Source organism: Luteimonas sp. TWI382 (genome assembly GCF_039674545.1).
In the GTDB taxonomy this organism is placed as follows: Bacteria; Pseudomonadota; Gammaproteobacteria; order Xanthomonadales; family Xanthomonadaceae; genus Luteimonas.
Genome location: NZ_JBDJNS010000001.1, coordinates 133,611 through 159,221 on the forward strand (window position 1 = coordinate 133,611; position 25,611 = coordinate 159,221).

Sequence of the window (25,611 nt, forward strand, 5' to 3'; positions counted from 1 at the left end):
CCGCTCTGGCGAAGGTCATGGTGCCTGTGCGCGGGCGCGCAGCGCCGGATCAGGCCGCGTCCTTGGCGCGCTTCATGTCTTCCTTATGCTTGTCGGCGTCGAGATACGAGATATAGGTGGTGGGCTGCCGGTTGTCCTCCCAGCGACTGCGGAACTCACCGAACTCGGATCGGCGATGCTCGAAGATGCTCACGTCCTCCGGGCTCTTGCGGCCTCCCCATTTCGCGTCCCGGAGGTCCCAGCAGTTCCCGACGGTCTCTTTGGCATCTTTGAAATCGGCCAGCGTGGTGCGCACCCAGTCGTACTTGACCGCCCAGTCGCCCTTCGCGACGCCATCGTTGGCCAGTTGGTGGAGCCAGTCGTACTGCTCGCGATTGATCGCCTTGCTCTTCGCCCGCGACGTGAAGATGTTCGCTCGTCGATGCGTTCGCTGCCCGATGCCAGGTTCAGGTCGTGGTGCTCGGCCACCGCGTATGCGCCCGGCGCCTTCGCTTCGGGAAGCGCGTAGTGATCGCCCTGCTGGGTGGTGACCTGCAGCCAGCCCTCGCCGCCGGCGCCGGGGTGCGCGCTGGACTTGATGTCGTCCACCGACAGGTCCTGATCCTTATCCAACCTCTTGAACTTGCCGCCGTCGGTGATGACGTCCATCGTCTTGCGCTGCGCGTTCGCACCATCGGCGATCCGGATGAGGTCGCCGACCTCCTCGGGCACCGCCCCACGGTGGCAGCGAGGCGATGATCTCGGCCTTGTCGGCGGCCCAGTCTTGGGAGGATGCTGCCGGATCGAGACCCGGAGCGGAGGCATTGACGGACAGGTCGGACACGGGCGTTCTCTCCTGCGGGGGGAACGCAGCGTGGTCGTGCGTCGGCCCGCTCGCCGCGGCCAGCCTGGCCCGATTGCGCCGGTCGCTCAATCTGGGCGGCAACCCAATGTCGGCCTGGGCATGGCGCCGAACAGCGAACGCGCGCGAAGCGTGGGCAGGCGCCGGACGAAGCTGCATGCCCGTCGCTCGGGGCGACGATCGGCCGCATCCCGGTTTCACGGCAGGTCGCGCACACTCATGCACCGACCGTTGCAAGGAGCGTCGGCGTTGGACACGCTGCTGCTGTCTCGGATCCAGTTCGGATTCGTGATCTCCTTCCATGTGCTGTTTCCCGCCTTCACGATCGGCCTGTCGAGCTGGCTGGCGTTCCTGGAGTGGCGCTGGCTGCGCACGCGCGAGGCGGTATGGCGGGATCTGTATTTCTTCTGGCTGCGGATCTTCGCAGTGTCGTTCGGCATGGGAGTGGTGTCGGGCATCGTCATGAGCTTCCAGTTCGGCACCAACTGGTCGGCGCTGAGCATCGCGGCCGGCAGCATCCTCGGGCCGCTGCTCAGCTACGAGGTGCTGACTGCGTTCTTCCTGGAAGCGAGCTTCCTGGGCGTGATGCTGTTCGGCTGGGGGCGGGTCTCGGAGCGGCTGCATTTCCTGGCGACCTGCCTGGTGGCCGTGGGCACGCCGATCTCGACGTTCTGGATCCTGTCGGCCAACAGTTGGCTGCATACGCCGGCCGGCTACGACCTCGTCGACGGGGTCTTCCATCCCGCCGACTGGATGGCGGTCATCTTCAATCCCTCGTTCCCGTACCGCCTGGCGCACATGGTGCTGGCGGCCTTCATCACCACCTGCTTCGTCGTCGGTGGCGTCGCGGCGTGGTATCTGCGGCGCGGCGAGCATGTCGAGGCGGGCACGCGGATGTTGAAGCTCTCGATCGTGTTCGCTGCGATCACCGTGCCGCTGCAGATCGTGGCCGGCGACCTGCATGGCCTGAAGACGGGCGAGGTCCAGCCGGTGAAGCTCGCGGCGATGGAGGCGCATTGGCATGAGGGCGCGTCCGGGGCGGGCGTGCCGCTGGTGCTGTTCGCGGTGCCCAACGTCGACGAAGAGCGCAACGACTACGAGATCGCCATCCCGCGCCTGGGCAGCGTGATCCTGACCCACAGCTGGGATGGGACCATCGCGCCGCTGACCGCCGTGCCGCCCGAAGACCGGCCGCCGGTAGCGCCGGTGTTCTATGCCTTCCGGGTCATGGTGGGCATCGGCATGGCGATGCTGGCGCTGACGGCGGTGTCGCTGTGGGCATGGCGTCGGCGCATCCTGCTGCGCTCGCGCTGGCTGCTCGATGCCTGGCGATTGATGGCGCCCAGCGGTTTCGTCGCGGTGCTGGCGGGCTGGTTCGTGGTCGAGATCGGCCGCCAGCCGTGGGTGATCCAGGGGTTGATGCGTACCAGTGAGGCGGTCAGCGACATCGATCGTGCCAGCGTCATCGTGTCGCTGTCGGCGTTCGCGATTGCCTACGCAGTGGTGTTCGGCGCGGGCGGCGGCTACATCCTGAAGATGATCCGCAAGGGGCCGCAGCCGTTCGACGACGGGCCGGATCACGATGCCGGCGAGCGCACGCCGATGCGGCCGATCTCGGCGGCGGACGGCCCGGTGGGGGAGGACTGATGGAGCTTGCGACCGTACTGCCGGTGGTCTGGTTCGGCGTGATCGGCTTCGGCGTGTTGATGTATGTGCTGCTCGATGGCTTCGTGTTGGGGCTGGGGGTACTGGCACCGTTCGCCGAGGACGAGGCGCAGCTCGACCACATGATGAGCACCGCCGCCCCGATCTGGGACGGCAACGAGACCTGGCTGGTGCTGGGCGGCGCGGGGCTGCTGGCGGCGTTCCCGCGTGCCTACGCGATCGTGCTCTCGGCGCTGTACCTGCCGGTGCTGCTGATGCTGATCGCCCTGGTGTTCCGCGGGGTGGCGTTCGAGTTCCGCTTCAAGGCCCGGCGCGGCAAGCGATTCTGGGGGGCGGCGTTCGCGCTCGGCTCGCTGCTGGCTGCGTTCGCGCAAGGGGTGATCCTCGGCGCGCTGGTCGAGGGCATGCCGCTGGAGGCCGGCAAGTACGCCGGCGGCGCGCTCGACTGGTTCAGCCCGTTCTCGATGCTGACCGGCGTGGCGGTGGTGTTTGGCTACGCATTGCTGGGCAGCAGTTGGCTGATCCTCAAGACAGAGGGCCGGCTGCAGTCGATCGCGCGCACGCTGACCCGGCCCTTGGTGCTGGTTGTGGCCGCCTTCATGGGGCTGGTCAGCGCCTGGCTGCCGTTCCTCGATTCGCGGATCATGGCGCGCTGGTTCGAGGGCGGGAACTTCTGGTGGCTCTCGCCGGTGCCGCTGCTGGCGCTGCTCAACGTGCTCTGGCTTTGGCGGGCGGCGATGCGCGAGGGTCGCGATGCGCGCCCGTTCCTGCTGACGCTGGCGTTCTTCGTGCTGGGATTCGCGGGCCTTGTGCTGGGCATCTGGCCGAACATCGTGCCGCCGTCGCTGAGCATCTGGGAAGCGGCATCGCCGCCGTCGTCGCAGATGTTCGTGCTGGGCGGGCTGGTGGTCCTGCTGCCGCTGATCCTGGGCTACACCGCGTGGTCGTACCGGGTGTTCCGCGGCAAGGTGCAGGCCGACGCGGGTTATCACTGAACGCGACGCAGCCCACGCGATACCCAAGGCGGTCCTTTTGCCGCACAATTCGGCGCATATCGCCGATTCTGCGCACATGCACGCCTACGTTTACAAAAGTCAGCGCAAGGCGGACACCTACGTGTACCTCGCCACCAGGGACGCGTTCGACGTCCTGCCCGATCCGCTGCGCGCCGAGCTCGGCGCGCTGGTGTTCGTACTCGAGGTGGCGCTGACGTCCGAGCGTCGGCTTGCCCGCGAAAACCCGGCGCAGGTGCGCGGCAACCTGCAGTCGCAGGGCTTCCACCTGCAGATGCCGCCACGCTCGGTGGCCGATCCGCTGACCGATGACTGGAGCGGAGATGCCTGAGCACTTGCGTCGCCACGCGCCAACGGCCCCGCCGCGACGGTTTTTGATCGCGCTGGCCGTGGCGCTCGGACTGGCCGCGTGCACGCTGCTGGGTGGCGTGCCGGCGGCGATTGCCGGCGTGCTGGCGCAGCCGGCCTTCGCGCTGGCCGTGCGCGCGCGCGCGCGTGGCGGCACCGATGGTTCGCCCTGGCCGGATGTCCGTGCGCTGGCGATCGTCTGGGCGAGCGCGGCCGCGGCCGGCGCGCTGCTCGCGGCCTGGCCGTTGGCCGCGCTGCGCCGCGGCGGCGATCTGGGGGGTGCGCTCGGGCTGAGCGTCGCGGTCGGCCTGGTGATGGTCGGCGTCTGGCGGACCTGGCCGTTGTGGCACGCGATCGAACGCGACGGCGGCGACCTGCGCGCGCACTGGCGGGCGCTGGCCGACCAGGACATCGGCGCCGCGCGTGGGATCGCGGTCGCCGCTGCGGTGACTGCGGCGCTCGCGATCGCACTTGCACCGGCCTGGCTGCCGACGCTGGCGCCGGGTGTGCGGGTCGGCCTGGCCGTGGCGGCCGCGCTGGCGTGGTGGCTGTTGCACGTTGGCCTGCAGCGGCTCGCTCCGCCGCAGGCGCTGCCGATGCCGGTGGTGGACATGCCCGGCGACCCGGCCGCCGCGCTGTTCGACGAGCCGGTCGACGCCGATCCCGAAGTGGCGCTGTATGCCGCGGCGCGCGCCGGCCGGGTCGAACGTGCGCTGGCGTTGATCGAGGCTGGCGCCGACGTGCGCGCGCTGCCGCCACCCGAGACGCGCGACCAGCGCAGCCTCGCCGTGCTGGCGGCGGTGTTGCCGGATCTGCGGCTGCTGCGCGAGCTCATCGCGCGCGGCGTCGACGTCAACGCCGCACATGCCGGCATGACCCCGTTGCTGGCGGCCACGCGCGACAGCTGGCATGGCCGACCCGATGCGGTGATGACCCTGCTCGCCAATGGCGCCGATCCACGCGTGACCGACCATGAGGGCAATACGCCGCTGCACCTGGCCGCGCGCAGTTCCGACCCGGGCGTGGTCGCCCTGTTGCGCGATGCGTCAGCCGAGCTCGACGTCACCAACCACGAGGCGCTGACCCCGCTCGGCGTGGCCTGCGCCGCGGGCAACTGGCGGTTGGCGAAATTCCTGCTTGAGCACGGCGCCCGGCCCGAAGTCGAAGGCGCCACGCCGGCACTGCTGGCAGCGTCGGGCGGGGACGAGGACGATGCGGCCGGCGTGCAGTTGCTGATCCGCCACAAGGGCCGGGTCGATGCGCGCGATCGCCAACGTCGCAGCGCGCTGCACGTGGCTGCCTCGCACGGCCACGTCGAGATCCTAGCGGCCCTGCTGGCGGCCGGCGCCGACGTGCGTGCGCGCGACAACGATGGCCGCACGCCGCTGCTCGATGCCGCACGCGGTGGCAGCCTGGCCGCGCTCGACGCGCTGCTTGCCGCGGACGCGGACGTTGCGGCGGTCGACATCGCCGGGCGCAACGCGATCATGCTCGCCTGCGCGGCCGAGCCTGCGTCGCCGGCGCTGGTCCAGCGCCTGCTCGCGCTGGGCGTCCCGGCCGATGTGGTCGACGGCGACGGCAAGCGCGCCGTCGACCGTGCAGCCGAGGCCGGGCGCTGGTCGCTGGTCCGTCTGCTCGATTCCAGCTATCCGCTGCCGGTCAATCTCGACATGGACGGCGACGACACCGCCGGCGACCGTGCGCCGCTGTTGCTGTTGCGCGCCGGGCTGAGCGAAGGCCGGCAGGCGCAACTGGGCGACCTGTTGCGGCTGGTCGGTCCCGCCGAACTGGGCAGTCTGCTGGCCGACCCGGCGTCGCCGCCGTCGCTCGAGCAGGTGGAGTGGCTGCTTGCCCATGGCGCCGACCCCAACGTGCGCGATGCGGACGGCCGGACACCTCTGACCGCGCTGCTCGCCCGCGCGCCGGACGCACTGCCGGTGCTGCAGGCATTGCTGCGCCATGGCGCGTCGCCTGCCGGTGCGGGCGGCCTGGCGGCCTATCTGGCCGCCTGCGTCGAGGGCGACCATGCGGCGCGCGCGTTCGAAGGATTGTCGCTGGAGCTACTGGCGCGCGGCGCCGATCCGTTCGCCGCGTCGCCGCAGGGCGATCCGCCGCTGGCGCTGGCCGTCCGGCTGGGATGGCCGCGGCTGGTCGAGCGCCTGGCCGGATTGGGTGTCGATCCCGATGCGCGCGATTCTCGCGGCATGACCGCCTTGCATCTGGCGGCGGCGCTCGGCCGCGAGGGCGCGCTCAAGGCGCTGGTGCGGCATGGCGCATCGCCGTCGGCGCGGGCCGCCGATGGACAGACGCCGCTGGGCGTCGCGCTGTCGGCCGGCCGGCGCGACCTCGCCGATTGGCTGGACTGGCAGGGCTGGGCGCTCCCGCGTCGCGCGCTCGCGGCCACCGATCTACCGCAGGCGGCCTCGGCCGGCGACGCCGAGGCCGTCCGCCGGCTGCTCGATCTTGGCTTCGATATCGACACGCCCGACGCGCAGGCCTGCACCGCGCTGCTGCGCGCGGCCGGGGGCGGGCATCTGGCGGTCGTCGACCTGTTGCTCGCGCGCGGTGCCGACACGACCTGCGCGGCAAGCTCAGGTGCGACGGCGCTGTCGGCGGCGGTCAGCATGCGCCATGCCGCGGTCGTCGATCGTCTGCTCGCCGCCGGGGCGCCGCTCGACCAGCGCCTGCCCGGCGAGGTCAGCGTGCTGATGCTGGCCGCCGCGCTCGGCCTGCCGGACCTGGCCGAGCGCCTGCTCACGGCCGGCGCCGACATCCACGCCACCGATGCCCAGGGATTGACGCCGCTGCATTGCGGGGCGCTGTATGGCTTCACCTCGCGCGATCGCACGCGCCTGCTGGCGCTGTTCGACACGCTGCTGCTGGCCGGTGCCCAGATCGACGCGTCGGCGGCCGGTGGGGTGACGCCGTTGTTGCTGCTGCTCGGTGCGCGCGCCGAACCCGGCACCGCGTGCGACGAGGATGTCGTGCTGGCGGCGATGGAACACCTGCTCGATGAGGGCGTGTCGCTTGACGCGCAAGACCCGCGCGGTTTCGGGCCGCTGCACCTGACCGGCCTGCACGGGCAACTGCGCCTGGCCCGGCGCCTGCTGCGCGCCGGGGCCGATCCGGACCTGCGCGACACGCTCAATCGCACGCCGCGGGAGATCGCGGTGATGCGTGGCTTCGTCGACGTCGCGGCGGAGTTCACGCCGGTGTCGGCACAGGACGGCGTGTCGATGGCGCGATTCCTGCGCGAGCGCTGAGCCGCGTTAGAAGGTATCTGCGTTGCGCCCGCCTGTTCAGGGGGGCATGATGGCCGCCCATCAATGCAGGACGCAATCATGGTTCGCAGGCGTGTCGTTGTGCTGCTCGCGCTGTTGGCGCTGTGTCTGCCGCCGGTGTTCGCGCAGAACGCGCGCCAGATCCGCAGCGAGGTCGAGGCCAGCATGCTGGTGACCGGGACCGTCGACATCGAACGCGATGGCCGGGTGTCGGCCCATGCGATCGATCAGGAGGACAAGCTGCCCGCGCACGTTGTGAACTTGCTGCGGCGTTTCGTGCCTGAGATGCGGTTCGAACCGGTGCTCGTCGATGGCGTGCCCGTGCCGGCGCGCGCGAAGATGGGGCTGCGCGTGGTCGCGACCCCTGCGGGCGAGGACCATATGACGATCGCGATTCGCAGTGCGCACTTCGGCGATGAGGCGTCGGCCGACAACCCCGACTCCGCCAGGGTCCGATCGGTCGAAATGCGGCCCCCTCGCTATCCCCGACAAAGCGTGATGATGGGCGGCCAAGGCACGGTCTACCTGCTTGTGCAGGTGGTACCGAACGGCGGTGTAGGCGAAGTTGCGGCCGAGCAGGTCAACCTGACCGCGCTGGGCACTGTACGTCAGATGGCGACTGTCCGCGAAGCATTGACCAAGGCGGCGCTCGCGGCCGCAAAGGACTGGCGCTTCTTGCCGCCGGATGACGGCAAAGTGCCCGAAAGCGGTTACTGGATCGTTCGCGTGCCGGTCGATTTTGCGCTCACCATGGGGAATCAGCCGCCGGCAGTGCCGGCCTACGGCCAGTGGAGCGCCTACCATCCCGGCCCACGCAGCAGCCCGGCCTGGGCGTTGCCCGATCCGCCGGGCTTCAGTCCGGACACGCTTGTCGCGGGCACCGCCCATTCCACAGAGTCGCGCTTCCGGCTGCTGACGCCGCTGGAGGGCTGACCGAGGGCGCCACCGTGAACCGCGCGGGCGCCGGCGTCGGCACGCGGTTGCATCGAGTCCCATTCGGGACTATAACAGGCATCAAGTCCCATTCATGGGCTTGGAGGCCTGCCATGCACGTCAACGAAGCGCCGCTGATCCCGTCGACCCGTCGCGATCTCGCCGGTCCGGCCCTCAAGGCGTTCTTCAACATCGCCGAGCGCTGGGGGCTGAGCGCCGATCAGGAACGGCGGCTGCTCGGCAACCCCGGGCGGTCGACCTATTTCCGCTGGAAGCGCGACCGCGCAGGCGCCGTCTCGGGCGACGTGCTGGAGCGGATCAGCTATCTGCTCGGCATCTACAAGGCGCTGCACATCCTGTTCCCCGACGACGCGCAGGCCGATGCTTGGGTGCATCGGGCCAACACCGCGCCGCCGTTCGGCGGCACGTCGGCGCTGGAGCGGATGCTTGGCGGCCACGTCGCTGACCTGTACGTGGTCCGCGAGTATCTCGATGCCCAGCGCGGCTGGAACTGAGGCGACGCCTCCGGTCCGCCCGATCGCGTGGCGGCCGAGCCATCGCATCGTGTCCAGCCGGTTTCCGCCGGTCGGCGTCTTCGACGCGATCGCCGACCCCCAGGACCTCGAGGCGCTGTTCGAGCTCGAGGGCATGACCAATCCGAGGCTGCGCCAGGAACTGGGCAGGATCCAGCTGGTGCCGCCAGGGCGTCGGATCGCCGGCCCCGGGACCACCGCGATCATGGCCGCCTTCACCCATCCCAACCGCGACGGCTCGCGCTTCGCGGACGGAACGTTCGGCGTCTACTACGCCGCCCGCGACCGCGATACCGCGATCGCCGAGACCGTCTATCACCGCAGCCGCTTCCTGCGGCACACGCGCGAGCCGCCCTGTGTGCTGCAGTTGCGCAGCTATCTGGCGGATGTGGCCGGCGACTTCCACGACATCCGCGGTGGCTGGCCGGCCCTGCACGATCCCGATCACTACGGCGCCAGCCAGCGTGCGGCCGTCGCGCTGCGCGCGGCCGGCAGTGAGGGCATCGTCTACGACAGCGTGCGGCGGCCGGGTGGCCAGTGCATCGCCGCGTTCCATCCCGACCTGGTCTCGCCGGCGCGCCAGGGCCCGCATCTGCACTATCACTGGGACGGCGTGGCGATCACCCACGTCGCGATCGGCACCGAACTGCTCGCGCTCGGGCCTGCCCGACCGGGTCGCTAGGCAGAGACGTGCCGACGGCCGTTGGTCGGCAGCGACGCACAAAAAAGCCCGGCACACGCCGGGCTTCTTCGTCTCGCATGGCGCGTGGCTCACTCGGCGGCGGGCCGGCGCACGACGTAGATCAGGTCGTCCTTGTACGCCTTGGCCAGGTCGGCCTTGGAGATCGAGATGCGCTCGCTGTCGTCGAACACGACGGTCGACGGGTCCTTGATGTCCGAGCGGGCGCGGTCGCGGGTGCCCAGGGCGGCGTTCTCGGTCACCACGACCACGCCGTCGTCCTCGACCGCCACCACTTTCATCAGGCCGTAGGCCGGGTCGATCGCAGTCTGCTTGTCGTCGGTGAACTCGTAGTCGGAGAAGGCGCTGAGCTCGGCGGCGTACAGATCGCCAACGGCCGGCGCCTGCAGCAGGGCCTGATCGGCCTCGCCGCGCTGGCAGGCCGACAGCAGGAAGGCCGCGGACAAGACGAGAAGCGCGGGCAACAGGCGGAACATGCGACGCATGGCGGTATCCATCAATGAGAGAGGGCGAAAGTATAGGTCGGGGCCCGTGATGTTGGCAGCGTTTTGCGCCTTTTCGCGCCCGGCCGCGTTAGGCTCGCCCCATGGATACGATGACTCCCGAGATAGTGACCGCGTTCTGGCGCGAGGCTGGTATGGCGAAGTGGTTCGGTGGTGGAGAGGCCTTCGACCGCGACTGCGAGCGCCGCTTCCGCGACGCCCATTTTGCCGCTGCCCGCCGCGAGCTCGACCACTGGGCCAAGACCGCCGAGGGCGGGCTGGCGCTGCTGATCCTGCTCGACCAGATTCCCCGCAACATCTTCCGCGGCAGCGCGCACGCCTTCGCGACCGACGCCCTGGCCCGCCACCACGCGCAGGCGATGGTGGACGCCGGCCTCGATCGCGAACATGACGATGCGCTGCGTGGCTTCGTGTACTTGCCGTTCGAACACGCCGAGGATCTCGCCGACCAGCAGCGCTCGGTGGAGTTGTTCGCCGATGTCGGGATCGCGACCTACCGCGAGTATGCGCAGGCGCATCTGGACGTCATCGCGCGCTTCGGCCGCTTCCCGCACCGCAACCACGTCCTGGGCCGCACCAATACGCCCGAGGAGCAGGCTTGGCTCGATGCCGGCGGCGGGTTCTAGGGCGCACGCGCCGCGCAGTCGTTACAGGAACGAGTCGGCCAGTCGGGCGATCCCTTCCAGGCTGCGACGCCAGGCCGGGCGCCGTTGCCAGTCCTCCAGCGTCACCGGGGTGGCGTCGGCCAGGTAGCCGGCCTCGATCGCGCGCATGCGCGTCACCACGTCGCGGTCGTAGACCAGCAGGCCGATCTCGGCGTTGAGCGCGAACGAGCGGATGTCGAGATTGATCGAGCCGACCAGTGCCATCTCGTCGTCGATACTCATGTGTTTGGCGTGCAGGAAGTGCGGCCGGTACAGCGCGATCCGGATGCCGCTTTCGAGCAGTTCGCCGTAGTACGAGGCTTGCGCCCAGGCAGTCAGCCGCTGGTTGTTGCTGGCCGAGAGGATCAGTTGCACCTCCACGCCCGACAGTGCAGCGATACGCAGAGCGCTGAGCGTGGCATCGTCGGGCACGAAGTAAGGCGTGGTCAGCACCAGCCGGCGTCGGGCCAGGTGGATCAGCGCGTTGACGGTATCGCGCGCGTTCTCGAATGGGTAGGCCGGCCCGCTGGGCAGCAGCTGCGCGGCGACATCGGCATCGGGCAGTGCGGTGGTCGGGGCGACCGCGAGCCGCTCACCGGTCTCGATGAACCAGTCGCTGGCGAAGACCGCCTCCAGGTGCGCCAGCGCCGGGCCCTGCACGCGCGCGACCAGTTCGCGGTTGGGGGCGCTGACGATGAAGTCCGCATCGGCCAGGTTCTGCGAGCCGACATAGGCCGCGGTGTCGTCGATCACCGCGACCTTGCGGTGATTGCGCAGGTCCATGCGTCCGCTGCGGCGCCACTGCAGCCCGCCGGGCAGCATCGCGTGGACCTGCACCCCGGCCGCGAGCAGCCGGCGCGCATAGCGGCGCAGGCCACGCTTGGCGCCGACTGCATCGAGCAGCAGTCGGCAGGTCACCCCGCGTGCGGCCGCGCGTTCGAGCGCTTCGGTCACCGCCTCGCCGGTGCCGTCGTCGAACATCAGGTAATAGAGCAGATGGACGCGGGTGCGCGCGCCGTCGATATCGGCCAGCAAGGCTTGCAGTGCACCGTCGTAGTCGTCGATCAGTTGCACCGCATTGCCATGTGTGGGCATGAAATCGCCCAGCCGTTCGAGCAGCGGCGCCATCTCGGCCGAGGCGCCGGCATCGGGCGGTGTCCAGCGCAGGTCGGCCAGCGGCAGTTGCTCTTCGCGGATCACCTGCGAGGCCTGGCGCTGTCGCGCGATGCGGTCGCGCGAGAGCCAGGGATGGCCGAACAGCAGGTACAGCGGCAGGCCGGCCAGCGGGACGAAGCCGATCAACAGCAGCCAGCTGCGCGCCGCCGCCGGACGGGTGCGCGAGGGAATCCACAGCAGGGCGACGATCCGGATCGTCCAGTCGGCGATCAGAATCGCCAGTCCGAGGTTCAGGGCATGCCAGTCCATCGGACGATTGTGCAGGGCGCGGCGTGCTCACGGCGCAGATCTGGGCTCGGATGCACGCCAAGGTCGGGCGCATGGAGGCGTTGAACGGATCGGCTTGGACGGACTTGGCGCTTGTACGCCCTGGGCCACCGCCATCGGGCATGCGCCCCGAAACGCAGAAAGCCCGCCTTGCGGCGGGCTTTCCAGGCCCCGCGGATGCGGGGGTGACACGACGGCGTTCGCGTAGGCGAACGCGCGGTCAGGTCACTTGATCTTGCCTTCCTTGTAGACCACGTGCTTGCGGACGACGGGATCGTACTTCTTGATCTCCATCTTGCCGGGGGTGTTCTTCTTGTTCTTGTCCGTCGTGTAGAAGTGGCCGGTGTTGGCCGAGGAAATCAGACGGATCTTGTCGCGCTTGCCTGCCATGTTGCGTTACTCCTCAGATCTTCTCGCCGCGGGCACGGAGCTCGGCGAGGACGGCGTCGATACCGTTCTTGTCGATGGTGCGCAGGGCCTTGGTGGACACACGCAGCTTCACCCAGCGGTTTTCGCTGGCGACCCAGAACCGGCGCTCGTGCAGGTTCGGGAGGAAACGGCGGCGGGTACGGTTGAGCGCGTGCGAGACGTTGTTGCCGGTCGTCGTGCGCTTGCCGGTGACTTGGCAGACTCGGGACATGGTGCACCTCGATAATGGGAAGTCCGACGGTGAGTCGGGCTCCTGCGGAAAGGATGTTCCGCGAACGGTATCGCCCTTGGCCAGGGAGATGGCGGCCCCGACGGCAAGGCCATCGCGCGGTACGGGAGTCGAAACCTCTCGTGGCACCGCCGCCGGGAAGACCGCGCTTCCCCGGGCGGGTCGGGACCATGTCGCCATGATCCGGACGCAACGAGCCGGCCATATTGCCGCAACCGACCCTGCGATGCAAGGCGGGTGAAGACGAGCGTAATGCGGAAGGCGCCGCCTGGCGTGCGGGCGCGTGAGGGCGTGCTTCAGCCGCCTTCGCCCTGCCGCCGGCGCGACTTCGACCGGGCGCGCGGCTTGCCCGCCGGTGTCGGCGCCGCTGTCTGGCCCGGCAGGGCACCGGCCTCCTGCAACTGCGCCAGGCCCGACAGCGTGTCCACGTAGGCCAGGAAATGCTGCAGGTAGTCGGGCGAGACCTGACGCATCAGGGTCAGCGAGCGGTGCACCAGACGGGCCGAGTTCAGCGGGCCGGCGTCGTCGGACGTCTTCGCCAGCGAACGCCGCACCTGGCTGCCGATGCGCACCGCCGACCACAGCCGCCGGAACGTATCGAGCGCGGGCAGCTCGGGGTAGCGCGTGGCATCGGGTCCGGCGCACATCGCGCGCGTCAGCGCGTCCAGCGGACCGGGCGCCGTCGGCTCGGGCGCGGCGGCCTTGGGCGCTGGGTCCACGCGCTCGGCCCATGCGCCCGCCCGCCGCAGCAGCGCCTCGCGCGGCGCCCCGTGCAGGCGCGAGGCGCGTTGCAGCAGCGCCGCCACCGTCTGCACACGCAGCGGTTGGTGCCGGTCCAGACCCTGCGCGCGCCAGGCGTCGAGCCGGGCGTGCAGCGCCGCGGGATCGGGCAGGGGGGGCTCAGCGGCCATCGCGCGCGGCCGGGTTGCGCGGTACCGGGGCCATCTCGACCCGGCGGTTGCGTGCGCGGCCCTCGGCGTCGGCGTTCGAGGCCACCGGCTGCTGCGCGCCGAAGGCGGCGGCGAACACCGAATCGGCCGGCACGCCGTCGCCGACCAGCGCGCGGGTCACGGTCAGCGCGCGCTGCGCCGACAGGTCCCAGTTGTCGGCGAAGTGCACGCGGTCGCGCAGTGCACGGTCGTCGGTGAAGCCGCTGACCATCAGGATCTCGTCGCGTGAGGCCAGGTACTCCGCCAGCGGGCCGGCCAGGCTGCGCAGCAGGTCGCGGCCCTCGGGCTGCAACTGGTCGGAAGCATCTGCGAACAGCACGCTGCCACGGATGCCGATGCGGCCGTCGACCAGCGTGATGCGCCCTGCCGCAAGCGGTGCGGCCAGGGCCTGCTCCAGCGTTTGCAGGCGCTGCTGCTCGGCCTGGCGTTGCGCGATCTCGGCGTCGAGCTTCATCTCCAACTGCAACTGCACGCCGATCACGCCGACCAGGATCAGCACGAACGCGCCGAGCAGCACCGACATCAGGTCGCCGAATGCGGCCCAGACGGGGGCTGCGCTCGACTCGTCGCCGTCGAGCTCCAGGCTCATGCCGCGCCGGCCTGGCGGCCGCCCAGTTGTTGCAGCTCCTCGACGATCTGCCGCTGCGCCAGCACGCTCAGGTCCACGACCTCACGTGCCTGGGCGACGTAGTAGGCCAACTGCTCGTCGCTGCGCGCCAGGGCCTTCTCCAGCGTGTCCTCGATCCGCGCCAAGCGCTCGGCCAGTTGCGCGTTGGCCTCGCCGAACACCTGCGCGGCGGCGCCGAAGGCCTCACCCAGGCTGGCGACTTCGGCCGCGCCGACGGTCACCTGGTCGGCGACCGCGCCGAGCTTGCCGGTTTCGGCCTCGACGTGGTCGGTGAAGCGGGTGCCCACGCGCTCGAGCAGGTCGGCCGACGTCGACACCAGTGCGTCGATCGCCGCCCGCTGCTCGGTCGAGGCATGGTTGACCGCGCCCAACAGCGTATCGAGCGTGGACAGCATCTGGGTGCGTTCTTCCAGCATCGCGGTGTCGCGGGCCATGCTGTCGGACAGCGACTGGCGCAGTTCGGCGATCACTTCGGCCGCGGCACGTGGGGCCTGCGAGGCGGTGTCGATCAGGCGCGAGATCTCGGCGATCGTCTGGCCGGCTTGCTCACGGGTCTGCGCGGTGATGGTGTCGGCGGTGGCCGCCAGCGTGTCGCAGATCGTTTGCTGCTGGCGGGCGGTCTCGGCGCCCGCCTGCGCCCAGTCCTCACGCAGCGCGCCGGCCAGTGCGGCCAGGCTGTCGGTCCAGGCGGCCAGCCGTGCGCGGTCCTGCTCGGCAAGCGCGGACTGCAACGCGCCGTGCGACGTATCGACGCGCTCAAGCAAGGCGGCCGAATGGCGCTCGAACGCCACCGCGGCCGTGGTCAGGGCCTGCTCGTGGCGGTCGGCCTGCGCATCGTGTGCGTCGGTCTGCTGCGCCAATGCCTGGCGCCACCCGTCGGCGATCTGGCCGGTGGTTGCCTCCAGTCGCGTCGCGACGCCGTCCACGAGCGTCGTCGTGCGCTGCTCGAAGGTCTCGCCGACACCTGCCAGCGTCTCGCGCAGATCGTTCACCAGCGCGGCCTGGGCGGCCTGTTGGCCGGCGAGCGCCTGCTGCCAGCGCTCGGTGACCTCGGCTGTCGAGGCCGCCAGACCGGCGGTGACCGCCTGCAACTGGCGATCCACGCCGTCAGCGACGGTGCCGTGCAGCGTCGCGGCCTGCGCGGCGGTGGCATCGAGGCGCGCGACGACCGCGTCGAGCAGCCCGCTGGCGCGTTGCTCGAAGCTGGCGTTGAACCCCGCCAGTGCTGCCTGCAACTCGCCGGTCAGGGCTGCACTGGCCGCCTGCTGGCCGTCGAGCGCCTGGTCCCAGCGTGCGGCCACGGCGTGCGTCGAGGCCTCGAAGCCCTGCGTCAACGCCTGCAACTGGCGGTCCACGGCTTCGGCCACTCGCGCCTGCAGCGCCGTGGTTTCGCGGGCCAGCGCCGCCATCGTGGTCTCGAACACCGGCTGCAGCGCCGCGGTGGCGGCCTGCGCGCTCTGCGCCACGCTGGTCTGCAGCGAGCGCTCCACCGAGGCGGCGAGCTGGGTGTACACGGTCTCGGTGCGGGCGTGGAACGCGGCCTGCTGCGCCGCCTGGCGCTCGTCCGTCGCGCCGGCCTGCTGCTCGATCGTCGCCATCATCGCCTGCAGCCGGTCGACCAGCGCCGGCATCGTGTCGACCTGGCGCTGCAGCAGGCGCAGGGTTTCCTCGTGCCGGTAGGCGTGGGAATGCGGGCGCAGCGTCGTCGCGATCGCGGCGTCGAGTCCGTGCACGATCGTGGACCGCTCGCGGCGGACCAGGGCCGATGCCAGGCCCAGCATCGCCGAACTCGCGATTCCCGCGATCGATGTGCCGAACGCAAAGCCCAGCCCCTTGACCGGCGCGGCCAGCGAATCGCGGATCGCCTGCAGGTCGGTTGCGGTCTCCAGCGCCAGCCCGGTGCCGCGCAGCATCGCCATCATGCCCAGCAAGGTGCCGAGCATGCCCAGCAGCACCAGCATGCCGACCAGATATGGGGTGAGCGCAGGGGTCGGCAGCGCAGTCCGCGCGCCTTCGACCCGCAGGCGCACGGCCGCGCGCAGCGACGGGTCCAGCCGGTCGAGCCAGTCGCCCAGCGACGGCGGCGTGGTCGACAGCCCAGCGACGGCGTCGGCCAGCGTCCCTGTCGCGCGGCGGTAACGCCACAGTTCGAGCGCGCCGGCCGCGTAGCACACGCCAATCAGCAGCGTCACCGCGAGCGCCAAGGGGTTGGTGCCGATGTAGCCCAGCGCGATCCAGGCGATCGCGGCCAGGCCCAGCGCGAACGCCAAGGCGGGAAGAAGGGAGAGCGCGCGAGTACGTGAGGACATGGACATGACTGCGTCAGGGGGCACGAAGCGCGGCGAGCAGCGCTTCCACCGGTTGGAAACGGACATCCAGTTCGGCGCTCAGTACGCCCTGCATGTCCCTGCGAAAACCATCGAGCCAGGGGCCGTGCGCCGTGGCCTGGGAGTCGGCCGCGGCCGCGCGCAGCCGCTCGAAATGCGCTTCGAGCAGCATCGGCACCGCGCCCAGCAACGCGGATTCGCGCGGGGCCAGCGCGCCTTCCATGACCGCATCCACCTCGGCCAGCCGCGCCGCCTGCGCCGAGCGCTGGGCCAGCGCTTCGCGCAGTTCCCCGCGCAGTCGCCCGGTGGCGGCCTGCATCGCGCGCTGTAGCGTCAGGCAGCGCTGGCGCAGCGGTGCGAAATCGGGTGCAGCGTCGCTGGCGGTGTCGCCCGGATCGGCATGGTCTGATGGCGTGACGGACTGCGGCGTCGCCAGTTCGGGCGCACTGGCGATGGCCTGCGCCAGCGTCGCGCGGACCCGCGCGCAGGCGGCGGTCGGGTCGTGCGCGCTGGGCGTGGCCGGCGTGTCCGCCGCCGCCGGCCGTGCGTCGAGCACCTTCGACAGCGCCACCGCCCGCGTCCAGTCGATCCACTCGCTCAGCCGATCGGCCGGCACCAACGCCGCCCGCGCCGCCTCGGCGTCGGTCAGGCGGGCCAGCAGCCGGACGAACGTCGGACCCTGGAGGGCGGGGCGGGGCGAGGAATCCACGGAGAGGCGCGCAAAAGACGGCGATTTTACAGGCCCCGGCGGCGCAGGGGTCGGCTCGACGGCGCCCGCCCGCCGCGTCGAAAGCCCCGGTTGTGCTTCGGCGGGCGGTTGGGCCTCGCGGTGTGCAGTCGGGTGGGCAGCGCTCCGGGCTGGCAGACTGGAAGGGCGTGCCGGGCGATGTCCGGAGCGAATGGCCCGGACGTTACGGCCAGGTCGCGTGCAATGTTTGCCTGCGCCACTACCGCGACTGGATCGAAGCAATGACCGCCACGAGGCGGTCGACTGGGGCGCTGGCTGCAGGCGCCGCCCAGGCAGTGCGCCTGCCTCAGCGCCGCGCCTCCGGGGCGCGCGTCGCCTTGTCGAACTTCCTGACGAAGGCCACCAGGTCCTGGCCGCAGGCCTGGCAGTACTCCTGCAGTTGCAGCAGATCGAGCCGGCGCACGCCCCGCTCGACATCGCTGACGTAGGACTGCGACCGTTCCAGCTGCCCGGCCAACTGGGCCTGCTTGAGTCCGGCCTTGTCGCGCATCTCGATCAGCAGGGCCAGCAGGAGCTTGTACTCGGGCTTGTGGATCGACTTGCCGGGCATCCGGATGTCCTCGTTGGAAGTGGCAGTACCGTATATCCGGAATCCCGGTATCCGGAAACGGGATGGTGCGTCAGGACCGCCTGGTCTTCGGTCGCCCCCTCGCTTCGGTACTCGCCACGTGTCCATGCCTCGAGGCGCGCGGCCCGACGGCAGCGGGTGGCTCGCCCGTCGCGCGTGCGCGTCAGGCCTGCTTGAACACCGTCCGCTGGCCGATCGGGGCGCTTTTCTTCGCGGTCGGACGGGCGAGCCCCGGGATCAGGAAATCCGCAGCGTTCTGGCCGCGCTTGGTCTTCTCGGCCAGCCAGCGCGGCATGCGGCCACGGCCCGACCAGGTATTGCGCCGGTTGTCCGGGTCGCGGTACTTGACGGCGGCCTTGGCGCGCTTGCGCTTTCTGGCAGGCGTCCGGGCACTGTGCGGTGCGGACGGTATGCCGACGAGTTCCTCGATCGCATAGCCCTGGGAGGCGGCGAAGGCGATCAGGTCCTGGCGCACGGCGGCCAACGGTCGTCGGCTGGCCAGCACTGCCCTGCGTTTCTCGGCTGCGGCCAACAGGGCATCGAGCTCGCGCACGCCGAGCGCATCGATATCAATCTTCATGCTGTCAGCGTCGGGCCGAGCCGGTGATGTGTCAAGCAAAGATCGGTACGGGATGTCGATGGTCACGCTGTGTGGATGCGCGGTGCGCGCGAGGCGGCGCGAATGTACACAAGCAGACTCGGTCTCCCGCACTCGGCAGGCAAGCGGCGAGGCGGATTTACGACGAATTTACGATGACACCCGTCTGGCCGCATGGAGACTTTATGGCCTCCGGACCGAGACTGCGCGGCATCGGCGGCGCCTGTCCGCCAGGACCGATGCCATGGATCGTCGTGCTGTCACCCCGCGCCGGGTTGCCCTGTCGCTTGCTTTGCTGGTGTCGTCGGTCGGCAGTGTTGCGGCCACCGAGCTGTCGGGCAGTGCAACGCTGACCAGCGATTATGTCTGGCGCGGCACCAGCCAGAGCGACGAGGGGCCGGCCGTGCAGGCCGGCATCAAGTTCACCGGCATGCACGGGTTCTATGCCCAGGCTTGGGGCTCTGACGTACGTTTCGCGCCGCAGACGGCTGCCTCGCACGAGCTCGACCTCGTGGCCGGCTGGGCCGGGCCGCTGTCGGACGCGTTCGCGCTCGACGCCGCGCTCACGCACCGAGAACGGCGCGTAACCAGCGGCCCCCTTTGTTGCGGCTTTGCCCGACGATGCGCGTGATCGAACGACCGCGCACATCGACATCGGCAACTACTGGGCCGACGTCGTCCGCCCGATGGTGCGTGTCATGTTGCCGCTGTGCCTGCTGTGGTCGCAGCTGCTGACGGCACAGGGCGTGCCCTCGACGCTGGCAGGTGGACCCGGGGCGAGGCCTCTCGACGCGAGCGCGGAAATGACCCGCCAAAAGATTCCGCTCGGCCCGGTGTCGGCGATGGTTGCGGCCAAGCAGCTGGGCCTGCCCAAGGGGCTCGATCAGGCGGCGGTGGACTGGGTGCGTCGCCACGGCGAGCCGGCGGGCCGCGACACCGACACGTTGTCGCCGCATTGCGTTTCGATGCGCAGGCTCCGCGGCCCGGGCTGGAGCAGCGCCGGCTCGCCCAGCCGATGCTCGATGCGGGCGCGAACGACTATGTGACCAAACCGTTCGGCACCGCCGAACTGATGGCACGGATCCGCATGCTGCTGCGCCAACAGGCGCATGGCCCGGACGAAGCGCCGGTGTTCGACGACGGGCATCTGCATATCGACCTGGCGCGCCGCGAGGTGCGCCTGGACGGCGTGCCGCTACCGCTGTCGCGCAAGGAATACGCCTTGCTGTCGCTGTTGCTGCGCAATGCCGGCCGCGTGCTGACCCAGCCGCAACTGCTGCGCGAGATCTGGGGGCCCAGCCACACCGAGGATGCGCATTACGTGCGCATCCTGGTGGGCAAGCTACGCGCCAGGCTTGGCGACGATGCGGCGGCGCCGCGCTACATCGCGACCGAGCCGGGTGTGGGGTTGCGCTTCATTGCGGTGGACGACGCGGGCGCTCCGAACACCGGCGAGCGCCGCGGGGCATAGCGCCCTCGACGGGCTGGCCGGCTGCGCCGGACCGCCATGCGCAGGGCCCGCGGGCTGCACCTGCTCGTCAGGCGGGGGCCGGTATCCTCCAGGGCTTCGCGACAGCCCGACCCGAGGACCGCCATGCTGGAATCGACCATGACCGCCATCGCCATCCGCGATGGCAAGGGTGACGCGGATGCGCTGCATCCGGTCGAGCTGCCCATGCCGGTACCGGGCGAGGGGCAGGTGCTGATCCGGGTGCGTGCGGCGGGCGTCAACCGACCGGACCTCGTCCAGCGCATCGGCAGTTACCCGCCGCCGGCCGGTGCGCCGGAGACGCTCGGCCTGGAGGTGGCGGGCGAGATCGTGCACGGCGCAGGGCGATGGCGGCCGGGCGACCGGGTCTGCGCGCTGCTGGGCGGCGGCGGCTATGCGACACACGCAGTGGCCGATGCCCGGCACGTGTTGCCGATGCCCGATGGGCTGGATTGGATTCACGCCGCCGCGCTGCCCGAGACGGTGTTCACGGTCTACGCCAACGTGTTCGAGCATGGCGCCTTGCGGGCGGGCGAATGGCTGCTGGTGCACGGCGCGACCTCGGGCATTGGCGTGGCGGCGATCCAGATGGCGCGCGCGGCCGGCGCGCATGTGCTTGCGTGCAGCCGGGGTGCGGACAAGGCCGCGCATGCGCGCGCCCTGGGCGCCGATGTGTCGGTCGATACGCGGACCGAGGATTTCGCCGAGCTCGCGCGCACGCACGGCGGCATCGACGTGGCGCTGGACATGGTCGGCGCACCGACGTTCGAAGCGACGCTGCGTGCGCTCAACCGCGGCGGCCGCATTGTCTACATCGCCGCGCTGGGCGGCGCGGTGCTGGACGTGCCGGTCATGCGGTTGATGCAGAAGCAGGCGGTCCTCACCGGCTCGACGCTGCGTCCTCGCAGTGCAGACGAGAAGGCGCGCCTGGCCGAGGCGGTCGAGCGGGTGGTGTGGCCGTGGATCGCCGAAGGGCGCGTGCGCGCCGTCGTCGACCGCACCTTCCCGCTGGGCGACGCCGCGGCCGCGCACGCCTACCTCGAGGCCGGCGCGCATTTCGGCAAGGTGGTGCTCGAGGTCGCGTAGGCGCGCACAGGAAGCCGCACGTCGTCCGCTGCGCCGCCGTGGACTCAGCTGGCCGGGGGCCAGTGCTGCGCGGATGCGCGGCACCGGCGTAGCAATGCCGCGCACAGCGTGCGCAATCGACGGTTGTCGTGGGCCAGGCGCGCGAAGACGAGGGCATCGACGGCGGCGTCCGGTGTCCGCGGCGCGGGGGCGAGGATATCGTCCAGTGCACGGGTGCCCGCGACCAGGGCGGCGGCATCCGCATCCGCGCTGGCGATCCCGGCGTGTGCGATGACCGGCGCCACTGGGACCAGCAGCCGGTAGCCGCGCCGGTGCAATGTGTCGATGTAGCGCGGGGCCTGGGCGCTGTCGCCCAGTGCGGCGCGCAGCAGCGCCACGTGCTTGTGCACCGCGTTGTCGCCCAGGTCCTGTCCGGGCCAACAGGCATCGAGTAACGCGTCGGCGCTGCGGACCGCGCCGTTGCTCGCAGCCAGCGCGCACAGCAATGTCATCGTTCTGGGTTCCAGGCGGCGGTGATGGCCTGCGCGCAGCAGGCGGCCCTCTGCGGGAACGACGATCCAGTCGCCCATCCGGAATCGGCCCAAGATCGCTGGGGTCTTGTTCGCCATTCGCCCTCCTGTGGCGCCGGCACAGATGCCGGTGTCTTCGCGTGTCCGTGTCCGTTGGAACGCGCGCGCCTGCGATCAGCGCGAGTCGCGCATCGATGGCTGTCGCGTCGAGCCGCCCGCCCGGAAGCTTTCCGGAAGGACTTAGGTCGGCGCACTGGCGATGCTCGGTCCGGAGGCGGCGCTCGCCGCGTCATCGACGCTAGGGAGGGAGCGATGATCCGGCGACGGCATGGGAACGAGGTGACCGCGCAACAGCGCGAGGCGTTGGGATCGGGCCAGGGGATGCGCGGAGGTGCACGATGACGCTGCGCATCCTGCTGGCCGACGGCCAGACGATGGTGCGCGACGGTGTGCGCGCATTGCTCGCCGGCGACCCACAGCTCGAGATCGCAGGGGTGGCCGGCGACGGCCTGGAGATGCTGCGGCTCGCGCGGCGCCTGGCGTTCGACATCGCGGTGGTCGAGCCTGCGATGTCGGGCATGAATGGCATCGAGGCGACCCGCCGCCTGCTGGCGAGAACGCCGCAGGCGCGCGTGCTGTGCCTGGCGCACGCGGGCAGCCATAGCGCGGTCAAGGAGGCCTTCGATGCCGGTGTGCGCGGCTATGTGCTCAAGCGCGATCCGGTCGAGGTCCTGCTCGCCGCACTGCGCGGCGTGGCCGGTGGCCGCATGGTGCTCAGTCCGGGATTGGAGGCGGTATTCATCGATGCCTACCGCAATCGCGATGCCGCGTTGGGGCCGTCGCCGTTGACCGGACGCGAGCGCGAGGTCACCCAACTCTATGCCGAAGGCTGGTCGACGCGGCAGATCGCCGCGCGGCTGCACATCAGCGAAAAGACCGTGGCAACGCATCGCGAGCATGTGTTCGCCAAGCTCGGCGTCGTGGGCATCGCGGGCCTGACCCGCTATGCGCTGCGCGAAGGGATCAGTCGCCTGGAGGAGGCCGGCGCCGATGGTGCGCACGGCGCCCGCTGACGGCACGCGGGTTGTGCGCGTGCGCGCTGGCGGGCAGGGAAGCGGCAGAAGGTGTGTCGCCATGCGGGTGCCGGGTTCGGACGCGCGCAACGGCGCGTGCACGGCACTGTTGTCGCCGGTCGCACCGTTGACCATCGGTGCGATGCCGATCCTTGGCGGCGCCAGGTCCGATGCCGCGGGCGCGAACGCCGAACGCTCGCGCGCGCAGGTGATGCAAGGTCGGCATGCGCGCGTCGCGGTCTCGGCATCCTGCCGATGGGCCCCGGGCAGGGCGTCGGCGAGGCTGCATCCACCGCACAGCGCAGCTGCGCAACGAGGATGTCATGGCCGACTTTGAACGCTTCTTCCCCCATCTGCTGCGCTTGGAGGGCGGTTACGTCAACGACCCGGCCGACCCGGGCGGCGCGACCAACAAGGGGATCACCTTCGCCACCTTTCGCCGGCATGCGCAGGCCCTGCTGGGCGTGGCGCCCAGCCTGGAAGCGTTGCATGCGCTGACCGATGCGCAGGCTGCAGTGCTCTATCGCCGACTGTACTGGGACACGGTGCATGGCGACGCGATCGCGCTGCAGCCGCTGGCCGAGATCGTGTTCGACTTCCACGTCAACGCCGGCGCCAACGCGATCAAGCTGCTGCAACGCGTGCTCAACGATCTGGGGGCGCAGCCGCGGCTGCAGGTGGACGGGGCGTTCGGCCGCGGCACGCTTGCCGCGCTCCAGGCGGCGGACCCGGTCGCGGTGTATCTCGCCTATCGCAAGGGGCGCATCGACTACTACCGCACGCTGGTCGCGCGACGGCCCTCGCTGCAGCGCTTCCTGCGCGGCTGGCTGGCGCGGGTCGAGTCCTTTCCCGCCGATCCGGCGGCCGGTTGAACGCACACCCGGCGCCCGCCGACGAGGACTCCGAACATGACGACACAGACGACGCTCAACAGCCTGATCGAAGCGCTCGCAGGCGCGGTGATCGAGGCGCAGGACCGGATCGAGCAGCACCAGACCGCGCACCTGGGCGAGTTCTTCGACGAGGACAACCGGCCCAAGAGCGTGGTGATCCGGCTGCCGTCGATGCATCCCGACGCGCAGCCCGGCGACGAGGATCTCTATCGGGCGCCGCTGCTGCCGCTGGTCTCCACCAACGTGCTACGCATCAAGGACGTCGAGATCACCTTCGACGCCGACCTGGGCGGATTGACCGCGCGTGAAGAGCAGACGCCTGCTCGCGACGATCCGCCCGAGCGCGCCTGGACACGCCGCAGCAGCGGGCCCCGGCCCTGTATCAACGTCGACACCGGCGCGGCGGTCGCTGGTGGACAAGGATCCGTCCACGTGGTGCTGCGCGTGGAGGGCTCCGAGCCGACGGACGGCGCCGCCAGACTCATCAACCATCTCGCGCAGACCCAAGGCGTCTTTCGCACGGTCGGCCAGAGCTGGCCGCCCGAGGACGGCGACCTTCCGGTCTAGCGGACTTCAAGGAGCACTGACATGGCAAACGAACTCGTCAACATTTCCGATCAGTTCCAAGGGTTGCCGATGGGCGATCTCATCGGCGGACCGCTGAACGCGGCCTGCGACGCGCAGGTCCGGCTCGCACAGGCCACCGCCGACTTCATCAAGGTCATCGGCTTTCTGCCGCCCGCCGATCCGGCGAACGACCCCCATGGCGTCGGCGACACGCGCACCGCCACGTTCCGCTTCAAGCGGCCGGTGGACAGCATCGACCCGGCCAACCCCGGCATCCACGAAGAGGAAGTGGAACTGGAGGTGCCGTTGCTGGCGATCGTCAAGGTGCCCAACCTGTCGATCAACACGGTGGACGTCACCTTCGACATGGAGGTGAAGTCCTCGTTCTCCAGCAAGGAGAGCACCGACGCCTCGGCGACCCTGGACGCAACGATGCAGGTCGGCTGGGGGGTGTTCAGCGCCAAGGTCCGCATCCAGGGCTCGGTCGCTACCCACAAGGAGAACACCCGGTCGTCGGACAACTCGGCCAAGTACCACGTCAACGTGCATGCCGAGGACAACGGCCTGCCCGAGGGGCTGGCGCGTGTGCTCGACATCCTGCAGACGGCCTGTGCACCGAGGAGGATCAGCGCGCCGGTGCCGGTGACCTGATCGCATCGCGCCCGCGCCGCGTGCGCGGGCGCGCTTTCGCAGTGATCTGCATGGAAGGCGCGACGCCGACGGCGATGCGCTCCGGTGTTTGGCGACCGAACACGAATCGAGAGCACGCAATGTTCGACCTGAGCGAGGTGAAGTTCGTCAAGCGCATCGTCGTGGGGACCGACAACCCCACGCGCCTGCGCACCCACGAGGAAGTCGAGACGGCGCGTGCGCTGCTCAACCGCTGCCTGACCGATGCGCCGCGCGGCAGCATCATCGGGCTCGAGAAGAGCTTCACCATCCTCCAGGTCGGTGAACACCAAGTGGTGCTGCAGTGGCTCTGCTATCACGTGGGTTTTCCGCGCAGGCCTGCCTGGATGGAGGGCACCTGAGTGAAGACGCAGCGCTATCCGCTCGACATGCTGGTCGAGGCCTTCCGTGGCGCCGTGCTCGATGGGCGCGTGCGCATGGAGGCAGTCTTCCAGCGTTGTCGGCACGACGCGCTGCTGCGGCTCGCGCATGGCGGCGCTGCGCTCGAACGCCTGCGACCCTGGCGCCGGCATCGTCTCGGTCATGCCGAACTGCATTTCGCCTGCACTGTGCGGCGCGATCCCGATGGCGCCGTGCGCGCGCTGCGGCTGCTGGGCCGCAGGCGCAAGCGGGCGGCGATCCACCAGCTCCGGATCGAGTTGCACGGCGAGGGGTGCGATGACGTGCGGATCTACTTCGATGGCGACCCGCTACCGGTGGGGCGCCCGGTCGACGAGACCGGGGCATGAAGCGCGTCATCGAGTTCGAGTTGACGCCCGAGGCGGCGCAGTCCATCGCCCGGCGGTTGCCGCCGATGGCGCGCCGCGGGCGCGCGACCACCTGGATCGCGGCGATCGCGGCGGCACTGGCCGCGACCGCGGCCACGGCGGCGTGGTGGGCGTGGGGGTGATCGGCTGCATTCCGCGGCCGACGAACAGGGAGAC

The 25,611-nt window shown here is 70.4% G+C and carries 30 protein-coding genes and 2 pseudogenes; 20 read left to right on the top strand and 12 right to left on the bottom strand.

Going from position 1 to position 25,611, the window contains the following annotated elements:
- Positions 1 to 49: 49 nt before the first annotated feature.
- Positions 50 to 295: a hypothetical protein gene (locus ABE505_RS00605; RefSeq protein WP_346444251.1), complete on the bottom strand. Its 246-nt coding sequence runs from the start codon at positions 293 to 295 to the stop codon at positions 50 to 52.
- Between the two features lie 212 nt (positions 296 to 507).
- On the opposite strand from ABE505_RS00605, the gene ABE505_RS00610 reads away from it, so the two are divergent.
- The 8 genes from ABE505_RS00610 to ABE505_RS00645 all read left to right on the top strand — a co-directional run bounded on the left by ABE505_RS00610 (position 508) and on the right by ABE505_RS00645 (position 9,296).
- Positions 508 to 738, top strand: coding sequence for a hypothetical protein (locus ABE505_RS00610; RefSeq protein ID WP_346444252.1), 231 nt, complete (start codon positions 508 to 510; stop codon positions 736 to 738).
- Between the two features lie 352 nt (positions 739 to 1,090).
- On the top strand, positions 1,091 to 2,488 hold the full coding sequence (locus ABE505_RS00615; RefSeq protein WP_346444253.1) for a cytochrome ubiquinol oxidase subunit I: 1,398 nt from the start codon (positions 1,091 to 1,093) through the stop codon (positions 2,486 to 2,488).
- Positions 2,488 to 3,501, top strand: coding sequence for a cytochrome d ubiquinol oxidase subunit II (cydB, locus tag ABE505_RS00620; protein WP_346444254.1), 1,014 nt, complete (start codon positions 2,488 to 2,490; stop codon positions 3,499 to 3,501). Before ABE505_RS00615 ends, cydB begins: the two co-directional genes overlap by 1 nt.
- Positions 3,502 to 3,577: 76 nt before the next feature.
- Positions 3,578 to 3,850: a YcgL domain-containing protein gene (locus ABE505_RS00625; protein ID WP_346444255.1), complete on the top strand. Its 273-nt coding sequence runs from the start codon at positions 3,578 to 3,580 to the stop codon at positions 3,848 to 3,850.
- Positions 3,843 to 7,130, top strand: a complete 3,288-nt coding sequence (locus tag ABE505_RS00630; RefSeq protein WP_346444256.1) for an ankyrin repeat domain-containing protein — start codon at positions 3,843 to 3,845, stop codon at positions 7,128 to 7,130. Before ABE505_RS00625 ends, ABE505_RS00630 begins: the two co-directional genes overlap by 8 nt.
- Before the next feature lie 99 nt (positions 7,131 to 7,229).
- On the top strand, positions 7,230 to 8,081 hold the full coding sequence (locus ABE505_RS00635; RefSeq protein ID WP_346446063.1) for a TonB family protein: 852 nt from the start codon (positions 7,230 to 7,232) through the stop codon (positions 8,079 to 8,081).
- A 113-nt stretch (positions 8,082 to 8,194) separates the two neighbouring features.
- The gene (locus ABE505_RS00640) at positions 8,195 to 8,596 is read left to right on the top strand and encodes an MbcA/ParS/Xre antitoxin family protein (protein WP_346444258.1); all 402 of its coding nucleotides are present in this window, start codon (positions 8,195 to 8,197) and stop codon (positions 8,594 to 8,596) included.
- Between the two features lie 49 nt (positions 8,597 to 8,645).
- Entirely contained in the window at positions 8,646 to 9,296 is a 651-nt protein-coding gene (locus ABE505_RS00645; RefSeq protein WP_346444259.1) for an RES family NAD+ phosphorylase, read from the top strand.
- Positions 9,297 to 9,385: 89 nt separating this feature from the next.
- Here the strand turns inward: ABE505_RS00645 and ABE505_RS00650 are convergent, their stop codons facing one another.
- Positions 9,386 to 9,799, bottom strand: coding sequence for a hypothetical protein (locus ABE505_RS00650; RefSeq protein WP_346444260.1), 414 nt, complete (start codon positions 9,797 to 9,799; stop codon positions 9,386 to 9,388).
- Between the two features lie 101 nt (positions 9,800 to 9,900).
- Between ABE505_RS00650 and ABE505_RS00655 the strand changes: the two genes are divergently transcribed.
- Entirely contained in the window at positions 9,901 to 10,443 is a 543-nt protein-coding gene (locus ABE505_RS00655; protein WP_346444261.1) for a DUF924 family protein, read from the top strand.
- 21 nt (positions 10,444 to 10,464) lie between these two features.
- On the opposite strand, the gene cls is transcribed toward ABE505_RS00655, so the two are convergent.
- From cls to ABE505_RS00700, 9 genes are all read right to left on the bottom strand, one after another.
- Entirely contained in the window at positions 10,465 to 11,886 is a 1,422-nt protein-coding gene (cls, locus tag ABE505_RS00660) for a cardiolipin synthase (RefSeq protein ID WP_346444262.1), read from the bottom strand.
- Between the two features lie 243 nt (positions 11,887 to 12,129).
- Positions 12,130 to 12,294 carry a 50S ribosomal protein L33 gene (rpmG, locus tag ABE505_RS00665; RefSeq protein WP_183424779.1) on the bottom strand — a complete coding sequence of 55 codons (165 nt, stop codon included), beginning with the start codon at positions 12,292 to 12,294 and terminating at the stop codon, positions 12,130 to 12,132.
- Between the two features lie 13 nt (positions 12,295 to 12,307).
- Positions 12,308 to 12,544 carry a 50S ribosomal protein L28 gene (rpmB, locus tag ABE505_RS00670; protein WP_047137660.1) on the bottom strand — a complete coding sequence of 79 codons (237 nt, stop codon included), beginning with the start codon at positions 12,542 to 12,544 and terminating at the stop codon, positions 12,308 to 12,310.
- 314 nt (positions 12,545 to 12,858) lie between these two features.
- Positions 12,859 to 13,473, bottom strand: a complete 615-nt coding sequence (locus ABE505_RS00675) for a DUF2894 domain-containing protein (protein WP_346444263.1) — start codon at positions 13,471 to 13,473, stop codon at positions 12,859 to 12,861.
- Positions 13,463 to 14,101, bottom strand: coding sequence for an OmpA family protein (locus tag ABE505_RS00680; RefSeq protein ID WP_346444264.1), 639 nt, complete (start codon positions 14,099 to 14,101; stop codon positions 13,463 to 13,465). Before ABE505_RS00680 ends, ABE505_RS00675 begins: the two co-directional genes overlap by 11 nt.
- Positions 14,098 to 16,449, bottom strand: a complete 2,352-nt coding sequence (locus ABE505_RS00685) for a DUF802 domain-containing protein (RefSeq protein ID WP_346444265.1) — start codon at positions 16,447 to 16,449, stop codon at positions 14,098 to 14,100. Before ABE505_RS00685 ends, ABE505_RS00680 begins: the two co-directional genes overlap by 4 nt.
- 13 nt (positions 16,450 to 16,462) lie before the next feature.
- Complete coding sequence (locus ABE505_RS00690; protein ID WP_346444266.1) at positions 16,463 to 17,176, bottom strand: DUF3348 domain-containing protein; 714 nt, start codon at positions 17,174 to 17,176, stop codon at positions 16,463 to 16,465.
- Positions 17,177 to 17,501: 325 nt separating this feature from the next.
- Positions 17,502 to 17,765 (bottom strand): helix-turn-helix transcriptional regulator, encoded by a 264-nt coding sequence (locus tag ABE505_RS00695; RefSeq protein ID WP_346444268.1) that lies wholly within the window; start codon positions 17,763 to 17,765, stop codon positions 17,502 to 17,504.
- A gap of 181 nt (positions 17,766 to 17,946) precedes the next feature.
- A complete protein-coding gene (locus tag ABE505_RS00700) occupies positions 17,947 to 18,429 on the bottom strand; it encodes an H-NS histone family protein (protein ID WP_346444269.1) in 483 nt (160 codons plus the stop codon).
- A 196-nt stretch (positions 18,430 to 18,625) separates the two neighbouring features.
- Between ABE505_RS00700 and ABE505_RS00705 the strand changes: the two genes are divergently transcribed.
- The 4 genes and pseudogenes from ABE505_RS00705 (at position 18,626) to ABE505_RS00720 (ending at position 20,956) form a co-directional block, all read left to right on the top strand.
- On the top strand, positions 18,626 to 19,012 hold the full coding sequence (locus ABE505_RS00705) for a TorF family putative porin (protein WP_346444271.1): 387 nt from the start codon (positions 18,626 to 18,628) through the stop codon (positions 19,010 to 19,012).
- Between the two features lie 19 nt (positions 19,013 to 19,031).
- Positions 19,032 to 19,247, top strand: a pseudogene (locus ABE505_RS00710) (potassium-transporting ATPase subunit KdpA); the annotation flags it as partial.
- Positions 19,248 to 19,381: 134 nt separating this feature from the next.
- Positions 19,382 to 19,852: pseudogene (locus ABE505_RS00715) on the top strand (response regulator transcription factor); the annotation flags it as partial.
- A 123-nt stretch (positions 19,853 to 19,975) separates the two neighbouring features.
- Positions 19,976 to 20,956, top strand: coding sequence for an NAD(P)H-quinone oxidoreductase (locus tag ABE505_RS00720; RefSeq protein WP_346444272.1), 981 nt, complete (start codon positions 19,976 to 19,978; stop codon positions 20,954 to 20,956).
- Positions 20,957 to 21,000: 44 nt separating this feature from the next.
- Here ABE505_RS00720 and ABE505_RS00725 read toward each other — a convergent pair whose 3' ends face one another.
- Positions 21,001 to 21,564 (bottom strand): winged helix-turn-helix domain-containing protein, encoded by a 564-nt coding sequence (locus ABE505_RS00725; protein WP_346444273.1) that lies wholly within the window; start codon positions 21,562 to 21,564, stop codon positions 21,001 to 21,003.
- A 299-nt stretch (positions 21,565 to 21,863) separates the two neighbouring features.
- Here ABE505_RS00725 and ABE505_RS00730 point away from each other — a divergent pair, with 299 nt between their 5' ends.
- The 7 genes from ABE505_RS00730 (at position 21,864) to ABE505_RS00760 (ending at position 25,577) form a co-directional block, all read left to right on the top strand.
- Positions 21,864 to 22,538: a response regulator transcription factor gene (locus tag ABE505_RS00730; protein WP_346444274.1), complete on the top strand. Its 675-nt coding sequence runs from the start codon at positions 21,864 to 21,866 to the stop codon at positions 22,536 to 22,538.
- Positions 22,539 to 22,861: 323 nt separating this feature from the next.
- Positions 22,862 to 23,410, top strand: coding sequence for a glycosyl hydrolase 108 family protein (locus ABE505_RS00735; protein WP_346444275.1), 549 nt, complete (start codon positions 22,862 to 22,864; stop codon positions 23,408 to 23,410).
- 36 nt (positions 23,411 to 23,446) lie between these two features.
- Positions 23,447 to 23,998 carry a DUF2589 domain-containing protein gene (locus ABE505_RS00740; protein ID WP_346444276.1) on the top strand — a complete coding sequence of 184 codons (552 nt, stop codon included), beginning with the start codon at positions 23,447 to 23,449 and terminating at the stop codon, positions 23,996 to 23,998.
- A gap of 21 nt (positions 23,999 to 24,019) precedes the next feature.
- On the top strand, positions 24,020 to 24,649 hold the full coding sequence (locus tag ABE505_RS00745) for a DUF2589 domain-containing protein (RefSeq protein WP_346444278.1): 630 nt from the start codon (positions 24,020 to 24,022) through the stop codon (positions 24,647 to 24,649).
- 119 nt (positions 24,650 to 24,768) lie between these two features.
- The gene (locus tag ABE505_RS00750; protein ID WP_346444279.1) at positions 24,769 to 25,029 is read left to right on the top strand and encodes a hypothetical protein; all 261 of its coding nucleotides are present in this window, start codon (positions 24,769 to 24,771) and stop codon (positions 25,027 to 25,029) included.
- Positions 25,030 to 25,416: a hypothetical protein gene (locus ABE505_RS00755; RefSeq protein WP_346444281.1), complete on the top strand. Its 387-nt coding sequence runs from the start codon at positions 25,030 to 25,032 to the stop codon at positions 25,414 to 25,416.
- Positions 25,413 to 25,577 (top strand): hypothetical protein, encoded by a 165-nt coding sequence (locus tag ABE505_RS00760; protein WP_346444282.1) that lies wholly within the window; start codon positions 25,413 to 25,415, stop codon positions 25,575 to 25,577. Before ABE505_RS00755 ends, ABE505_RS00760 begins: the two co-directional genes overlap by 4 nt.
- The last annotated feature ends 34 nt before the right edge of the window (positions 25,578 to 25,611 follow it).

Excerpts from the sequence above, each read along its gene's own strand:
- ABE505_RS00680 (WP_346444264.1), bottom strand. The coding sequence starts at position 14,101 with ATGAGCCTGGAGCTCGACGGCGACGAGTCGAGCGCAGCCCCCGTCTGG.
- ABE505_RS00725 (WP_346444273.1), bottom strand. The coding sequence starts at position 21,564 with ATGGCGAACAAGACCCCAGCGATCTTGGGCCGATTCCGGATGGGCGAC.
- ABE505_RS00625 (WP_346444255.1), top strand. The coding sequence starts at position 3,578 with ATGCACGCCTACGTTTACAAAAGTCAGCGCAAGGCGGACACCTACGTG.
- ABE505_RS00705 (WP_346444271.1), top strand. The coding sequence starts at position 18,626 with ATGGATCGTCGTGCTGTCACCCCGCGCCGGGTTGCCCTGTCGCTTGCT.
- ABE505_RS00750 (WP_346444279.1), top strand. The coding sequence starts at position 24,769 with ATGTTCGACCTGAGCGAGGTGAAGTTCGTCAAGCGCATCGTCGTGGGG.
- ABE505_RS00695 (WP_346444268.1), bottom strand. The coding sequence starts at position 17,765 with ATGCCCGGCAAGTCGATCCACAAGCCCGAGTACAAGCTCCTGCTGGCC.
- cydB (WP_346444254.1), top strand. The coding sequence starts at position 2,488 with ATGGAGCTTGCGACCGTACTGCCGGTGGTCTGGTTCGGCGTGATCGGC.
- ABE505_RS00655 (WP_346444261.1), top strand. The coding sequence starts at position 9,901 with ATGGATACGATGACTCCCGAGATAGTGACCGCGTTCTGGCGCGAGGCT.
- ABE505_RS00650 (WP_346444260.1), bottom strand. The coding sequence starts at position 9,799 with ATGCGTCGCATGTTCCGCCTGTTGCCCGCGCTTCTCGTCTTGTCCGCG.
- ABE505_RS00740 (WP_346444276.1), top strand. The coding sequence starts at position 23,447 with ATGACGACACAGACGACGCTCAACAGCCTGATCGAAGCGCTCGCAGGC.
- ABE505_RS00675 (WP_346444263.1), bottom strand. The coding sequence starts at position 13,473 with ATGGCCGCTGAGCCCCCCCTGCCCGATCCCGCGGCGCTGCACGCCCGG.
- ABE505_RS00720 (WP_346444272.1), top strand. The coding sequence starts at position 19,976 with ATGCTGGAATCGACCATGACCGCCATCGCCATCCGCGATGGCAAGGGT.
- rpmB (WP_047137660.1), bottom strand. The coding sequence starts at position 12,544 with ATGTCCCGAGTCTGCCAAGTCACCGGCAAGCGCACGACGACCGGCAAC.
- cls (WP_346444262.1), bottom strand. The coding sequence starts at position 11,886 with ATGGACTGGCATGCCCTGAACCTCGGACTGGCGATTCTGATCGCCGAC.
- ABE505_RS00730 (WP_346444274.1), top strand. The coding sequence starts at position 21,864 with ATGACGCTGCGCATCCTGCTGGCCGACGGCCAGACGATGGTGCGCGAC.
- ABE505_RS00735 (WP_346444275.1), top strand. The coding sequence starts at position 22,862 with ATGGCCGACTTTGAACGCTTCTTCCCCCATCTGCTGCGCTTGGAGGGC.
- ABE505_RS00760 (WP_346444282.1), top strand. The coding sequence starts at position 25,413 with ATGAAGCGCGTCATCGAGTTCGAGTTGACGCCCGAGGCGGCGCAGTCC.
- ABE505_RS00745 (WP_346444278.1), top strand. The coding sequence starts at position 24,020 with ATGGCAAACGAACTCGTCAACATTTCCGATCAGTTCCAAGGGTTGCCG.
- ABE505_RS00685 (WP_346444265.1), bottom strand. The coding sequence starts at position 16,449 with ATGTCCTCACGTACTCGCGCGCTCTCCCTTCTTCCCGCCTTGGCGTTC.
- ABE505_RS00640 (WP_346444258.1), top strand. The coding sequence starts at position 8,195 with ATGCACGTCAACGAAGCGCCGCTGATCCCGTCGACCCGTCGCGATCTC.
- rpmG (WP_183424779.1), bottom strand. The coding sequence starts at position 12,294 with ATGGCAGGCAAGCGCGACAAGATCCGTCTGATTTCCTCGGCCAACACC.
- ABE505_RS00630 (WP_346444256.1), top strand. The coding sequence starts at position 3,843 with ATGCCTGAGCACTTGCGTCGCCACGCGCCAACGGCCCCGCCGCGACGG.